Genomic DNA, 15,316 nt, shown 5'->3' with positions numbered 1-15,316 from the left:
TTAAAACAAAACTGGGTTGTAAAAGTCCGGTTGAATACCGAATTTTTACAACCCAGAAAGCTGCTTAAAGTTTCGTCCAATATTTAGGGTTCACTTCAGACTTGCTTTTTTTGTATTTAAAGTGATAAATGTCGTTCGTTTAAATAATGTCGTAAATTAGGGCTTAAGATCATGGGTGCTGATTGAAGTGCTGTTAGGTTTCTTGCACCCAACATCGCCATGATTGACTGGATTTGAGCCTGCCAGGCTAATAATTGTTCAGCAGTTTCAGTAGGACCAGTTTTGAGCAGCATGTGTAAAATTTGACCTGAAATCCCAACTGCAGAAGCGCCAAGGCGTAATGCTTTGACGATATCAAGCGGGTTACGAATCCCGCCAGACGCCAAAATTGTTAATTCATTTTGGAAGGCTTGTGATTCGAAGAGTGATTCAACCGTTGATTGCCCCCAATCACTGAGGTAGTCGTAAGCTTTATCTCGGCGGCGTTCATTTTCGATTGTGACAAAGTTGGTGCCACCTTTGCCGGAAACATCGATATTGGTGACCCCAACACTTTGCAATTTAGCAATCGTTTCGGCGCTCATCCCAAAACCGACCTCCTTAATAATTACGGGGACATCTAAGTTGGCGACAATTTCGCCAATCTGGTCGAGCCAATAGAATTCACGGTCGCCTTCTGGCATCACTACTTCTTGCGCGGTATTAACGTGGATCTCGAGGGCATTGGCTTGGGTCATGGCCACCGCTTTTTGCGCCACTGCTAAATCATTACCAGCACCGATATTAGCGAGGATGAAACCGGCTGGATTAAACTCACGGATGACACTAAATGTATCAACAAGTGTCGGGTCTTTAATGGCTACGGATTGTGATCCGGTCGCCATTGGTAACCCTGTAATCTGTGCCACTTGTGCTAATTGGGCATTTAGTTTTTTAGTTTGTTGGCTTCCGCCAGTCATCCCGTTAATGTAAAAGGGGCTTTGCCAAGTGGTTTCAGCAAATTGAGTACTAATATCAACGTCGGCAATCGCTATTTCAGGTAAACTTTGATGGATAAAACGAAGCCCGTCAAAATCATTTTGACGATCTTCTTGATGAAATTTTTCTGCTAAAAAGACATGTTCATCTTTACGATGCGATTGGATGGATTGTTTTGGTCTCACGATGTTGGTCAACTCCTAATCTACAAGGTGAACGGCAAGGTTTAACCGTTCGATTTGATTATCACGCCATTTTTCAAAGAGTGACGTTGTATCAATTGCCCGATCAATAATCACAATTCCACAATCACCGCCGCCAGCACCAGATGTTTTAGCAGCACCGCCAGCTTCTTCAGCAAGGGCGCCCATTTTCTGGAGCACGGGGGTTTCAATTGCGACGTGACTAAAGTCGGCTAATTCTTGTAATAGTACGCGATTGTGGCGCAATTCAGTTTGGATTTGTTGTAAGTTGTTAGCTCGGAATCCTGCAACCATGTCTTCTAGGCAGGCTTTGCTAGCCTTTAAGAAGTTTTGATAGTCAGCTTGGCGTTCTGTTTTTGCCAGTGCGATTTTATCGACCAAATGAGACGTTGAAGCGGGGGAACCCGTCCAACCAATCAAGAGTGATAATTCAACAGGTGGTGTCAATAACTCGATTGATAATGACGGCCAAGGAATCGCCAATAATTCGTTCAACGTCATCGTTGGTCTAGTCTCTGCCAACCATTGCTTGTCAAAAGAACGATAGGCAATCCAACCACCGTAAACGCTAGCTGCAATATCACCTAAAGAACCGTTGCCTTGCACATCAAGATGGGCAATTGCAGCCAGTTTATAGAGTTGGTCGTTAGTTAATTCGAGTTCGTAAAAAGCACAGAGCGCTTTGACTGTCGCTACAGTGACAGCTGCCGAACTACCAAGACCATATTTCTTACCATCGGCCGAGTCTAAGTCACTGTTAACCCGTAGATGATAGATACTTAATTTCTTACCCGCTTGGCGGGCATATTGTTCCGTTAATTTAATGGCGGATAAAATATAATGAAAAGGATTGTCACGGTTATCAAAAACCATTTCATCACCTTGTCGTTGCCAATATAAAGAATTTTCTTGGTATTGCTTTGAAACAATACTGCCGTATTCTTGACTCTCTTCAATTGAAACTGTTACAAATTGATTCAAAGCCACAATAATAGCCGGAAAACCAGTTTCTACTACTGCGTATTCGCCAGCAATATACAGCTTCCCGGGTGCTTTAGCCGTTATCAAACCATCAGAACCTTTCACATTTAACTTATTCATTATGCTCACAGATAGGTCACGCCCGGTCCTGGTTTTGCAACCAATAATTGCTCAGCTGTAAAGTAGGGCGCAAGAGCTGCCAAGATCTGTGGCGTTTCGCGACTCGTACAAATCACTTTCACGTTTGGACCTGCATCCATAGTATAATAGCAAGAAACCCCTTGTTGACGCAAGCGCTCAACGACTTCTATTGCTTGGAGGGTTTCAGGTTCGAAATAAGTGAAAGGTGGGATGGCACTAAGCGTCGTTGCGTGCATTTGCATCGCACTCTTTTCAGCGAGTTGTCCCACTAAATTTATATCTTTCTTAACGATTGCATCCTTCATCTTAGGTAAGTCCGCTTGAGCTGTTTCGACCCAACTAGGATAATATGGTGAAGTTGCCACAACGCTTGCCATACCGGCTCGACTGGCAACCCGTTTTTGACGATCATTTAAAACAATCGCAATCATTTGAATATCCCAATCAATTTCTTCTTGGACGGGAATCGCGTATGAATCTTGATCATTCGTGCCTCGTTGCCATTCGACAAACCCACCATAAATTGAGCGCGTCGCAGAGCCTGAACCTCGACGTGCAAGTCTGGATAAGTCCCGTCTGTCTAAATCTAAACCGGCCGCACGACTGCCGGCTGCTGCTAAAGCAGCATAGCCAGAAGCTGAAGAAGCTAATCCGGCCGCATTTGGCACGTGATTAGTGGTTTCAACACTAGCAAAAGTTGACCGACCTGCTTGTTGGCGAATCAGGTCTAAAAACTGACTCATTTTAGTTTGGGTTTGTTCGTCGGCTTCTTGGCCATTAAAAATAATCTGATCACGCGTCAATGTTTCTGAAAACGTGACAGTCGTATCTGTATAAAAATGATCTAACGTCAATGATAAACTGCTATTTTGCGGAATAATCAAGTTGGCGTCTTTTTTTCCCCAATATTTAATGAGCGCAATATTAGTGTGCGCTCTCGCTGTGGCTAATTGTCCCATAGTGATAACTCCCAATTGTTGTTTAATTAGTATGTAGTGCGTGTAATGGTTGAATCCAAGTCTTAATCGCGCCGGCTTGGCGTAATTGTTGTGCAAGCCGTTTGGCATCTGTTTGTGTTTTAGCCAGTGCAATAATGCAACCACCACGTCCGCCACCAGTCAATTTAGTCCCCAAGCTACCGGCTTGATTGGCAGTTTCGATTAAAGCATCGATACGTGAATTGCTGACCCCTAAGACTCGTAAATCATCTTGCGCTAAGCTAAGATTCTGGCCCAGTGCCACTAACTGATTTTGAGCGATATTGGTTGCGACAGCTTGACTCAATTCCCCAATGTGGGTAATGAGCGGCTGAGTACGTTCAGGATTTGACATCATTTGATTTTGAACGCTTTTAACGGCGGGACCGGTTTGCCCCTTTTGTCCGCTGTCAGCGATTACCAAGTAGCCTTGAAGGTCAATCGGTAATGGTTGTAGCGGTTGGCCTTTAACAAACCAAAGGGGGGTCGTTGCACCCGTGGTGGCCGCATCAATGCCACTTGGATTACCATGAATCATATTTTCTGAAAGAGCTGCTAGTTTAAGTAAGTCGCGTTGGTTTAATTCTTGATGATAAAAAGTAAAGAGGGCGCGAATAATCGCAATGGCGGTGGCCGCAGAAGAGCCCATTCCCCGTTCAGCTGGTAATTCACTTTCAATTGTCAGTTCAAAAGCGGTTTGCTGGTCGTCTAATTGTTGCCAGAGCTGTTCGATTAATCGACGAATACCTTGCATCTGACCAATCGCTTGACTTAAAGGGCCACTGTAATAAGGGCTGTTAATCAAGGGTTCGCTCAGTGTTGGTTGTGCCGTGACATGAACCGTTGTCTGGACTGCAAAAATAGGAAGCGCAATCGCGGGTTGCCCGTACACGACAGCATGCTCTCCAATCAAAATAATCTTAGCGTGACTGTTTCCCACACTCGTTTGCATCGTATCACCCTTAATCATCAATTTCTGAACTTAATCATACTGTTACTACTATACTGCAATTTAAAAGTGACTGCCACAAACAGTCCGCAAATAGTGAAAACTATTTAAAACACTAGTAGCTAGTGATGATTGACCTCGAAGCTATCATTTTACCAGAACGATACTTGAAATAGCCATCTTAATTGTGAACTTTAAAGTTTTTTATAGGTTGCTGTCATAATAAGTCACAGCATAAAACCAGGTGATTTTATGGTAAAATTAGCCCAAAGGAGTGGTAATAATGAGCTTAAAATTTATTCTAGGAACCGCAAGTTATGATCACCACCAAGCACTCGTCACTAACCTGAAGGCTACTTTTCAAGAAAAGCCACAAGAACGCTTTTTTTATTTAGTACCAAACCACATTAAATTCGAATCAGAAGTCTCGATTTTAGAAGCACTCAAGTCAGATGAAAATGATTACGTCGCAGCTTCTCAAATTCAAGTTTTTTCATTGACGCGATTAGCTTGGTATTTTATGAAAAACACGCCGTATTACCAAATTCCACGTATCTCGACGGCTGGCTTAAATATGTTAGTTTTTCGGCTACTGCAAGAACATCAAGACCAACTGCAATTATTCCGGGGTGAAGTCAGACATACCGGCTTTGTGGCCCAATTAACGAAACAATTACTTGAACTTAAGATTGGTTGTATCACCCCAGAAGATTTAACCGTGATGGCGGAAAAGCTCGGTGGCCAACAAGTTGAACTTGCTAAAAAATTACATGATCTAACCATTATTGCGACCGCTTTTGAAGCAGCCATGCAGAAACGGTTTATTGAAAATACCGCGCTAATTGATGCCTTGACCATCTTTTTGCAGCAACAATCACTAACAGATTGTCATTTTTATGTTGAAGGCTTTGCACAATTTACAGCACAAGAACAGGCATTATTAACCACCTTGATGCAACAAGCAGAAGTGCAAATTGCGCTTATCTTAGATCGGGCTTACCCTAATCAGCAACCTGATGGTCTAAATTTCTTCTTTCAAGCTGGGCGGACCTACTATAATTTATATCAACAAGCACGCCTGAATGCTGTACCAGTCATGGTGGATCAAATGGCGGCCAAGCAGCGATTAACGCCAGCTTTAGCAGCGCTTGATCAATTTTGGATTAATTCTGAAAGCTCCGGTAATCGAAAACTAAGCCCCGTGCCGGTTACTGAGCATTTGCACGTTGTGGCTGCTGAAAATCGCTATGCAGAGTTGCGCTATGTGGCTCGTGAAATCCGGCGCTTAGTCCAAACTGGCCGTTATCGCTACCAGGATTTCTTAATTTTGACGCGTCACTTAGCACCATATCAAACGATGATAGCCCCGATTTTAACGGAATATGAGATTCCGTACTTCTGTGATTTACCACAAACAATGGCAGCCCATCCCTTAGTATCACTATTGGAGAAATTATTGGATGTTAATCTGCATTTTTACCGGTACGAAGACGTCATGGCCTTATTAAAAACCGAATTGTTAATTCCTAAAGGGATGTCGATCATCGATTTTAGGGCTGATTTAGATCTCTATGAAAATTTAATTCTAAAAAATGGCTATGAAGGTAAAGATTGGTTAAGTGATTTAGATTGGCAATTTTATCGTTTCGGTTCTTACCAAGAAGGCACGCGCACGACTCAAGATGAAGCCTTAACGGAACGCATTAATGGTATTCGGCGCTATGTACAGACAATTTTGCCCCCGTTTTATCGTGCACTGAAAGCAGCCAAAACGGGGCGCCAAGTGGCCCAAGTACTCTATCAATTTTTGATTGACCAAGGCGTTGATCGCCAACTATTAAATTGGCGGGACCAAGCATTGACTGCCAATCATGTGGCTCAAGCCGGTCAACCGGAGCAGACGTGGTCGACCTTTATACAAATGCTTGATGACTATGTCACCTTGTTAGGAGACGTTTCGTTTGAAGAAGAAGATACCGACCGGTTAAATGAATTTAAGCAACTTCTTTCGGCCGGTTTTGCGGCAGCTCAATATGCACAGATTCCCTCAACGCTTGACCAAGTGGTTCTCTCAGAATCCGGAATGGTCCAGACCAAGCAACGTCAGATCACCTTTATGATTGGGGCGACTGATCAAGTTATGCCTGATCAAATTGAGAATACGGCATTACTAACCGATCAGGATCGTCAGCGATTGTTGGATAATGAAGGGCAAGCCACGCCGTTATTAAACGAATCTAGTGTCGGTAAAATGAACGCTGAACCTTACTTGAACTACCTCGCTTTTTTAAGTAGTCAAACCGCGGTTTATTTTACGTATCCATTAGGCAATGGTGAGGGAACAACTTTCAAAATGTCACCTTATGTTGAACGCATTAGAAATTATTTTAATTTGACCGTTCAAAAGGTCACGGCTGAACCAGCATTACAAACCACAGAAATTCCCCGAGGATCATGGCGTAGCTTGTTAAGTGATCTCATTCAAGTCAGTCGACAAGCGCAAGAAAATCAAGCATTGATTCCGAAACAGTGGTTAACGACCTATCGACTCTTGCAACAAGCACCGCAAAGTCAGTTCTTAACAACGCAATTATTCCAAAGTCTCAATTATCGTAATGAGCCAGAGCGCTTGACACCGGAAATTGTCACTGGTTTATACGGCAATGAAATCCACACATCGATTTCAAAACTAGAAGAGTTCTATCAAAATCAGTACGCTTATTTCTTGAAATACGGTTTGAAATTACAAGAACGGCCTGTTTTTGAATTAACACCGGCTAATACCGGGAACTTTTACCACGAAGTGATGGATCGCTTTATTAAGCTGATTCAAGGCCAACAAATTGCCCTGCCAGAATTGGATGATCAGCAAATTGATAAACTTGTCAGTGAAGTCTTGGCTAAAACCTATGAGCAACCCGAGTTTAAGATTCTCAATAAAACAGCGCGGATGGGCTATATTCGTCAGCAATTAACACAAACAGTTAAACGCGTCAGCCTAGCGCTTCGTAATCAGAGTCTTTCAACTAACTTACGGCCGTTAGCGACCGAAGTTTTATTTGGCCAAGTCGGTGCAGAAAAAGGGCTCCAAGGGTTAAACTTCATGTTAGACGATCATCGTGAAGTAAAGGTCCGAGGAAAGATTGACCGGATTGATCAATTGACTATTAATAACCAACCTTACTTAGGGATTGTTGATTATAAATCTAGTCAGCATAGTTTTAATTTCCGGGATGCTTATTACGGGTTGGCCCTGCAGATGTTGACCTATCTCGAAACAGTTTTGCAAGATCAACAGGCTATTTTGCCGGCCAATAGTGCGGTGAAACCTGCCGGTGCCTTTTACTTACATCTGAAGAATCCGACATTGACCCTCAAACAATTAACTAAGAAAAAAATGGGTCAACTCCAAAAAGGCGAGTTCGATCAAATGTTATTAGATCAATTTAGATACAACGGGCTCATCGTCAACGATGAGGAATTACTCGAAAATCTCGATACAACGCTTGTCAACGGCCAATCGCCACTCTTTGCCTTCAGTAAGTTAAAGAGCGGTAAATTTAGTTCTAAACAACTGGTGACGCTAGATCAACTCGATTTATTGATGGCGCACAACGAAGAATTAATCAAAGAAGCGGGCCGGGCGATTTTTGCTGGGGAAACAGCATTAAATCCGATTATGCGTCCAGATCGAACGAATGCCTTAACCTTGTCGCCTTTTAAGTCGATTTTCCAATTTGATGCGATGTTACCGGAAAATAATTATCGCCAACTAGAAGCACTAGACGAAAAAGCAGTTCTTGAACGCTTAATGAGTAAAAAAGGAGATGGCAATCTTGAGTAACCCGCAATTTACACCTTCACAGCAAGCGGCTGTCAATCATGACGGCCACGATATTTTAGTATCCGCATCAGCTGGTTCAGGGAAGACATCCGTCCTGGTTGCCCGGGTCATCCAGAAAATCTTAAAAGGCACCGATGTCGACACCTTGCTTGTTGTGACTTTTACGGAAGCCGCTGCTACTGAAATGCGCCAACGGATTCAAGCCGCACTACGCGATGCCAGTGAGAAAGCGACCGAGCCAGCTGTTAAACAACGTTTACGGCAACAACTGAGTCTCGTGCCAACCGCACAAATCAGTACGCTGCATGCTTTTTGTTTAAAAGTCATTAAACAATTTTATTACGTGATTGACCGTGATCCCGTATTCCGCTTATTGAGTGATACTGCAGAACGACTCCTCTTAGCGGATCAAGTATGGCAACGGGTGAGAGAAGCATTCTACAGCCACGAGTATGTTGAAAAGGGCACCCAAGACACCTTATTTTACGAATTGGCCCAAAATTTCTCGAATGATCGTAACGATGACGGCCTAACCGACATTGTTTTTGAGTTGCTCGATTTTGCAAATGCCAATCCAAACCCGGTTAAATGGTTAAACGAACTACCCAAAAGCTATGCTGTTGATGAGACTGGTTTGACTGCCAGTCGCTATTTCCAAGAAAAAATATTACCGATATTACAGCAAACACTCACCGAATGCTTAGAAGCTTTACAAGAAGCTGAACAGCTCAGTCAAACTAGCGAAAATCTGATGGTTTATGCGCCTCAAATTACCACTACGCAAGCAGCCTTAACACAAATCAAAGCAGATGCCAAAACGTTAAATTGGCAAGCATGGCGCCAACAACTAACGGATGCCCAGCTAGGACCTGCTAAACGCACTAAGAAATTAGAGCCTGATGAACAAATTAATAAAGACCGTCTGAAAGCCGATTTAGATGATGTCAAAAAGAAAATCCAAACGTTATTAGACACTTATTTTGTGTTTGATGAAGCAACCACCACTAATATTCAGCGCCAAGCTGGCCAGTTGGTCCAAAAATTGGTGCGCGTCACGTTAACTTTCAGAGAAGCCTTTCAAGCCGAAAAAGAACGACGCCATTTATTGGACTTTAGTGATTTAGAACAACTCTGTCTGACAATTTTATCGGCAGAAGATTCACCAGCAAGAGCCTTTTACCAACAAAAATTTAGCGAAGTGCTAGTTGATGAATACCAAGATACCAATCCGCTCCAAGAAACGATTATCCAAAAGGTCACTTCTGATCATCCACGCAATCTCTTCATGGTCGGGGATGTTAAGCAGTCAATTTATGCTTTCCGATTGGCCGATCCAAGCTTATTTAAGAATAAGTATAACGAATTTGGTGTCACGGAAGCTGAACGTGATAGTGAACGAATCATCTTAGCTGAAAACTTCCGTTCGCGCCGCAATATCGATGACTTTACCAATCTGATTTTTAAACAATTAATGGACGAAAATCTTGGTGAATTAGACTATGACGAAAATGCCGCCTTACAATATGGTGCTCGTTATTATCCTGACCAGCACCCAACCGCGCCAACCGAACTCTTGCTTTATGAAACTAAGCCGGAAGAGGCAGTTGCCAACCCGCAATTAGATAAGAGTGAGGGCCAAGTCGTGGCGGTCGCTAAACGGATTCAAGCCATGATGACTAATGGGGAACAGATTTGGGATAAGAAACTCGAAAAAATGCGGCCGATTGAATATCGGGACATCGTTTTACTAGCCCCAACCCGCGGTAATAATTTGTTTATCCTGGATTACTTTAAACGCTTCGGCTTGCCGGTTGTGATTAAGGATGCGCAAAATTATTTCCAAACGACTGAAGTCCAAATTATGTTAGCCCTACTTCAGGTGATTGATAATCCTAACCAAGATATTCCACTGGTCAGTGTTTTACGCTCACCAATTGTCGGGTTAAACGAAAATGAATTGGCATTAATTCGGATTAACGATAAGACGGATGATTATTATCAAGCGGTCTTTAACTTTATTGACCAATATAATGAGCAGAAAGTCGGCCACTTAGGCCAACAAGTGATGCAGAAGCTGACGCACTTCATGGCTTTATTGACGTCGTTTAGAACAATCGCTCGTCAACAACCGATTGTGGACTTAATTTGGACGATCTACCAAGAAACTGGCTTTTTAGATTATGTCGGGGGGATGCCAGCTGGACGTCAACGTCAAGCTAATTTACACGCGCTTTATGAACGTGCCACGGCGTATGAAGAAAATGGTTTTAAAGGACTCTTCCAGTTCATTCAGTTTATCGAACGTCTTCAAAAACAAGATAAGGATTTAGCACAACCAACGAGCTTAGAAAATCAAGACGCCATCTCTGTTATGACCATTCACGGGAGTAAGGGACTTGAATTTCCAGTCGTCTTTTTAATCGATACTAGTCGCCGCTTTAACCAACAGGATTTACAACGCTCATATGTTTTGGATAATCATGGTGGTTTAGGGGTCGTTTATTTAGATAGCCAAAAGCGGTTGAAGGTACCAACACTGCCAGAATTAGCGATTACCGCCCAGAAACGAAAAAAATTACGAGCAGAAGAAATGCGAAAACTATACGTTGCTTTGACACGTGCGGAACAATGGTTAATCATCGTTGGCCATTGTGATAACCAGGCCCAATTGATGAAGCAATGGCAAAAAGGGCAAAATAGTACCCACCAAATATTAGATGATGGTGTTCGCAACGATGCCGCAAGTTTACTGGACTGGATAGGTCTTAGCTTAATTCGCCATCCACAAGCTAAAGATTGGATCACTGATTATGAGCCACTACTGGCTTTAAGTGGTGATCAAACCGAGTTTAAGTTGATTATGACTAATGAAGCCTTACTTGGTGAAATACCAGGTAGCCTGCATAACGATCAGGACTGGGGGCAACAACAGCAAAAGGCACTTCAAACAATTGATTTAAACAGTGGGATAGCAACAGCGATTGCTGAGCAATTAACCTTTAAGTATCCCGCTAATGTTGCGACCCAAACGACGGCTTATCAATCTGTTTCGGAAGTCAAACGCCTTTTTGAAGACCCTGATAATACCGGATTGGGACAATTAGACCTAGCGGCTGAACAACCGCGCCAAGCAAATCGCTACGTAACGGATAGCTTAGCGCAACCACAGTTCTTACAAACCGTTCAACAACCAACGGCAGCAGAAGTGGGGACCGCAACGCATTTGGTCTTGCAAGAAATTGATTTAACGCAACCAGTAACGCTAGCGAGTTTGCAAGGTCTTGTCGATCGACTTGTTTTACAGAATAGTTTAAGCGCCAATGTTGCGGCTAAGATTAATCTTAATCACCTATTAACCTTCTTTGAAAGTGACTTGGGACAGCAATTATTAGCCCATCCAGAAGCGGTTAAGCGGGAAGTGCCATTTTCGTTGTTATTACCAGCAGAAACGATTTTTGAAGGCATTCGTCCCACAGATGACGACCACGTCCTAATCCATGGGATTATGGATGGTTATTTATTGACTGACGACGGTTGTTATTTATTTGATTACAAAACCGACTTTATTGACCCCAGTGATCAAGAAGCGGCGATTGAACGGGTTAAAAACCGCTATGCTGGCCAGATTAACCTCTATAGCGCTGCTTTAAATCAGATTGTCCAAAAGCCAGTGACCCATAAATATCTTTATTTATTGTCAATTGGCGAACTGGTTGAGATTAACTAGACTGGTTTATCAGCGCCATTCATAGTATGATTAACATTAATTATGAGTAAAGTATTGGTGACAGCATGAACCGAGAGACTATTTATGCCGTTGTTGATTTGGAGACAACGGGAACGAACATTAAAGATGGGGACCGCATCATTCAATTTGGTTGTGCCCTTGTTCAAAACGGCAAAATTATTCAGACCATTTCACAAGATGTGAATCCACTACGCGACGTACCAACTAAAATTCAACATTTGACGCATATTACGGCTGATCAGTTAGAGTTAGCCCCAATCTTTGAAGATTTGGCGCCCACATTAGTTGAAATTTTATCTGGCACTGTTTTTGTGGCCCATAATATTAATTTTGATTTACCTTTCTTAAATGGCGAATTAACGCGCGTCGGCTTACAACCATTAGATTTAGCAGGAATCGATACGGTTGAATTGGCCCAAATCATCTTGCCCGAGGCGCCTAGCTATCGACTACAGGATTTAACCCAACTATTAGAGATTGAACACGATAATCCCCATCAAGCCGACAGTGACGCGCTTGTAACGGCTAAACTTTTCTTGAAGTTAAGCGCCCGCTTACAGGCTTTGCCATCGGTCACCCTTAACCGCCTGAGCGAACTTGGTGAAGGATTATTACGGCAAACCGGTGATTTCTTTACCGATACTGCCCAACAGATGCGCGAAAAATCGCAGCCACTCCCCAACGAATTGTTAATTCAAGAGGAGATTGCACTCCGTAAACCCGCACCGGTTGATTTTGAAATCTACCCTGGTTCGAGCTATGCGGCTCAGTATCCAGTGACTGAAGCTGAAAAAAAGCGTCTTTTAAAACCACATTTGAAATGGCGTAAGGCACAGGCGACGATGATGGATTTAATCCACGATAATTTCGAGTTGGAAAAGCCGGAACCATTGTTAATTGAAGCAGCAACTGGGTTAGGAAAGACGATTGGCTACTTACTCCCGTATAGTTATCGGATGTCACGTGATCATAAATTAGTGGTTGCGACCTCAACGACGCTATTACAAGAACAAATCCTAACTCAGGCCAAGCCACTGCTAGAGCGCTTGGTTGGTCGGCAAATCAATGCGGCGGTTGTCAAAAGTGCGAGTCACTATATTGATTTGCATCGCTTTGAATTATCATTGCGGTTACCGCATAAAAATCGAATGATTCGCTTGTTGCAGATGAAAATTTTAGTTTGGTTAACGCAAACGACGACTGGTGATTTAGATGAGCTCAATTTAACCAGTTACAAAACCCCATTTTTTGTCAGCATTCAACATAGAGGTCTGGCTAGTTTGAACCCCCAAGCACCGTTTTATCATGAAGACTTCCTAAGACGATTGACACACCGGCAGCAACAAGCCGAATTATTGGTGACCAATCATGCTTATTTAGCAAGTCACGCGGATGAACAACAAATTTGGGGGCCAAAACCTTACTTGGTCTTAGATGAAGCTCAAAACATGGTGTTTAACGTGCAGACCATTTCACAAGAGACTTGGTCGTTGTCCAGTTGGCAATTTTGGGCCCAAAAAGGACTCCAATATACGACAGGGGCCCAAACCAATAATTTGGTGCGACTATTTCCAGCGGAAACACCGCAGAATCGTTCATTGAAGTTATTGCATAAGACATTGGGTAAGTTGACACGGACCTTAACGCATTTAGAAACTTATCTAACGGAGCAGTTTAAGCCAGATGAACCAACAGATGGACAAACTTTTAGTGAACGGTATTTAAATCCAGACGAAGTCATTCAATTCGTTAATGCTAGTCAGCGTGAGTTTGGCCAGTTAAATCGAGAATTGTTGACGATTCAAGATCATTTCTTGGCGTTACGCTATGTCCTAGAAGATCAGTTGGCACGTTATACCGAATCTGATCTAGCAATTTGGCAATCTTTTGAAAATGAACTCAATCTCTTATTAGCAGATGTTGACCATTATCAACGCTTTGAACAACTATTCATTGCGACGAAACCGCAGGAACGCCATGCGTTAGCGATTCAAATTACACGGCCTAGTCAACCGAGTCAATTACCGCAATTTAAATTACACTGGCAATTGTTATCGGCTGGGCCCCAAATGCAACAAGTATTAAGCCACTTTGAACCTGTTACATTAACAGGCGCGACGCTAGCGGTTAATGGCCATTTCGACTATCTCAAACGTGAATTTGGTTTTACTGAAGAGCAAGCCTTACAAACTAAGAAGTTAAGAAGTCCATTCCGCTTTAAACAACAAGCCCGTTTTTATATCGCAGAGGATGGCCCGGTTCAAAAAGAACTAACACCAAGCGATTACCATCAACAGGTAGCAGCGCAAGTGATGACTTTAATTGCCAATAATCCGCATCAAACGCTCATTTTGTTTAATGCCAATCAAACATTAGAACAAGTTTATTACGCATTAGGTCGTGCTGGGTTATCACTCGATCGTGAAGTGTTGGCTCAAGGCATTACCGGCAGTGCCGAAAAAATTACTAAACGGTTCATGTTAGGACACGATTCGGTCTTACTAGCAACTAGTAGTTTTGTCTCAGGGGTTGATTTTCCTGAGGCCGCCCTTGAAATGGTTATTTTGGTTCAATTACCATTTGATGCACCCAATGCATTACAGACGCGTGTCCGTTATGCACAATTATCAGCCCAAGGGATTAATCCGTTTAAGGCTGAAGCACTGCCTAAGGCAACAATCCGGTTGCGGCAGTCATTTGGCCGCTTAATTCGAACGCCAAATGACCGGGGGTTATTCATTTGCCTGGATCCACGGTTGTTGACGACGCAATATGGTCAACAAATGCGCCGTGCTTTACCGGCGAGTCTGCCTCAAAAGGCGGCACCTGTGCAGACAATTAGAGAGCTCAGTGATTTATTTTGGTTAAATTCTGACTAAGTTCTGGGATTTAACCGTAGCAAAACTTGTTTTTTGCTATAATAAAGCTATTCAATGTAGCAAGGAGAGAATGCGCCGTGCGTAAATATAAGAGATGGATATGGGTATTTTTATTAGTAGTCTTGATGGGCACGATGTTTTTCGTCTACCACCAAGCGCGCTCACCCGAAGTCACCGCAGAAGCGAAGGCGACCAAGATTGCTAAGAAATACGCTAAGCTAGAAAATCCAGATGGTTTTTACACGTACCATCGCAATGGCACGTATTATACAGTCAGTGGTCAAGATAAAAATAAAAATGGTATCTATGTATTAATTAACGAAAAGGGCAATCATGTGACCGTTTATCGTCAATCAAAAGGGATGACTAAAAACGAAGCCCTTAAAAAGACGTGGTCCACTAAGAATCCTCAAAAGGTCCTCAATATTAACTTTGGTTTTTATAAGAATAAACCTGTTTGGGAAGTCGTTTATCGCAGCGACAAGGGCCGCCTTTGTTATTTAACGCTTGATTTCAAGACCGGTAATACGACCCAATTAATTGAAAATATCTAGGAGTTTTGCTAATTAGGGCTGTTGTCGTCAGTGTTTTGTTATATAATAATAATTATCAGTTA

The 15,316-nt window shown here is 42.7% G+C and carries 8 protein-coding genes; 4 read left to right on the top strand and 4 right to left on the bottom strand.

The window, feature by feature from the left end:
* Positions 1-116 precede the first annotated feature (116 nt).
* Genes fni through mvk form a run of 4 tightly spaced genes read right to left on the bottom strand, consistent with a single transcriptional unit; the run spans position 117 to position 4,232 of the window.
* Entirely contained in the window at positions 117-1,166 is a 1,050-nt protein-coding gene (gene fni / locus NDN60_RS01425) for a type 2 isopentenyl-diphosphate Delta-isomerase (protein ID WP_056947686.1), read from the bottom strand.
* Between the two features lie 12 nt (positions 1,167-1,178).
* Positions 1,179-2,249 carry a phosphomevalonate kinase gene (locus NDN60_RS01420; RefSeq protein ID WP_056947684.1) on the bottom strand — a complete coding sequence of 357 codons (1,071 nt, stop codon included), beginning with the start codon at positions 2,247-2,249 and terminating at the stop codon, positions 1,179-1,181.
* Between the two features lie 38 nt (positions 2,250-2,287).
* Positions 2,288-3,262 carry a diphosphomevalonate decarboxylase gene (gene mvaD, locus NDN60_RS01415; RefSeq protein WP_056947681.1) on the bottom strand — a complete coding sequence of 325 codons (975 nt, stop codon included), beginning with the start codon at positions 3,260-3,262 and terminating at the stop codon, positions 2,288-2,290.
* 22 nt (positions 3,263-3,284) lie between these two features.
* Positions 3,285-4,232, bottom strand: a complete 948-nt coding sequence (gene mvk, locus NDN60_RS01410) for a mevalonate kinase (protein ID WP_096585801.1) — start codon at positions 4,230-4,232, stop codon at positions 3,285-3,287.
* A gap of 280 nt (positions 4,233-4,512) precedes the next feature.
* Here mvk and NDN60_RS01405 point away from each other — a divergent pair, with 280 nt between their 5' ends.
* From NDN60_RS01405 to NDN60_RS01390, 4 genes are all read left to right on the top strand, one after another.
* Positions 4,513-8,073 (top strand): PD-(D/E)XK nuclease family protein, encoded by a 3,561-nt coding sequence (locus NDN60_RS01405; protein ID WP_099947652.1) that lies wholly within the window; start codon positions 4,513-4,515, stop codon positions 8,071-8,073.
* A complete protein-coding gene (addA, locus tag NDN60_RS01400; RefSeq protein WP_056947675.1) occupies positions 8,057-11,800 on the top strand; it encodes a helicase-exonuclease AddAB subunit AddA in 3,744 nt (1,247 codons plus the stop codon). The genes NDN60_RS01405 and addA overlap by 17 nt, the downstream gene beginning before the upstream one ends.
* A 65-nt stretch (positions 11,801-11,865) precedes the next feature.
* Positions 11,866-14,700, top strand: coding sequence for a helicase C-terminal domain-containing protein (locus tag NDN60_RS01395; RefSeq protein ID WP_099947653.1), 2,835 nt, complete (start codon positions 11,866-11,868; stop codon positions 14,698-14,700).
* Between the two features lie 77 nt (positions 14,701-14,777).
* The gene (locus tag NDN60_RS01390) at positions 14,778-15,254 is read left to right on the top strand and encodes a cell wall elongation regulator TseB-like domain-containing protein (protein ID WP_011374615.1); all 477 of its coding nucleotides are present in this window, start codon (positions 14,778-14,780) and stop codon (positions 15,252-15,254) included.
* The last annotated feature ends 62 nt before the right edge of the window (positions 15,255-15,316 follow it).

It is taken from the genome of Latilactobacillus sp., assembly GCF_033176295.1.
GTDB lineage: Bacteria > Bacillota > Bacilli > Lactobacillales > Lactobacillaceae > Latilactobacillus > Latilactobacillus sakei.
This window is presented reverse-complemented; position numbering and strand designations above follow the sequence as displayed.

Coding starts and splice junctions, on each gene's coding strand:
- mvk (WP_096585801.1), bottom strand. CDS start 4,232: ATGCAAACGAGTGTGGGAAACAGTCACGCTAAGATTATTTTGATTGGA.
- NDN60_RS01395 (WP_099947653.1), top strand. CDS start 11,866: ATGAACCGAGAGACTATTTATGCCGTTGTTGATTTGGAGACAACGGGA.
- addA (WP_056947675.1), top strand. CDS start 8,057: ATGGCAATCTTGAGTAACCCGCAATTTACACCTTCACAGCAAGCGGCT.
- NDN60_RS01405 (WP_099947652.1), top strand. CDS start 4,513: ATGAGCTTAAAATTTATTCTAGGAACCGCAAGTTATGATCACCACCAA.
- mvaD (WP_056947681.1), bottom strand. CDS start 3,262: ATGGGACAATTAGCCACAGCGAGAGCGCACACTAATATTGCGCTCATT.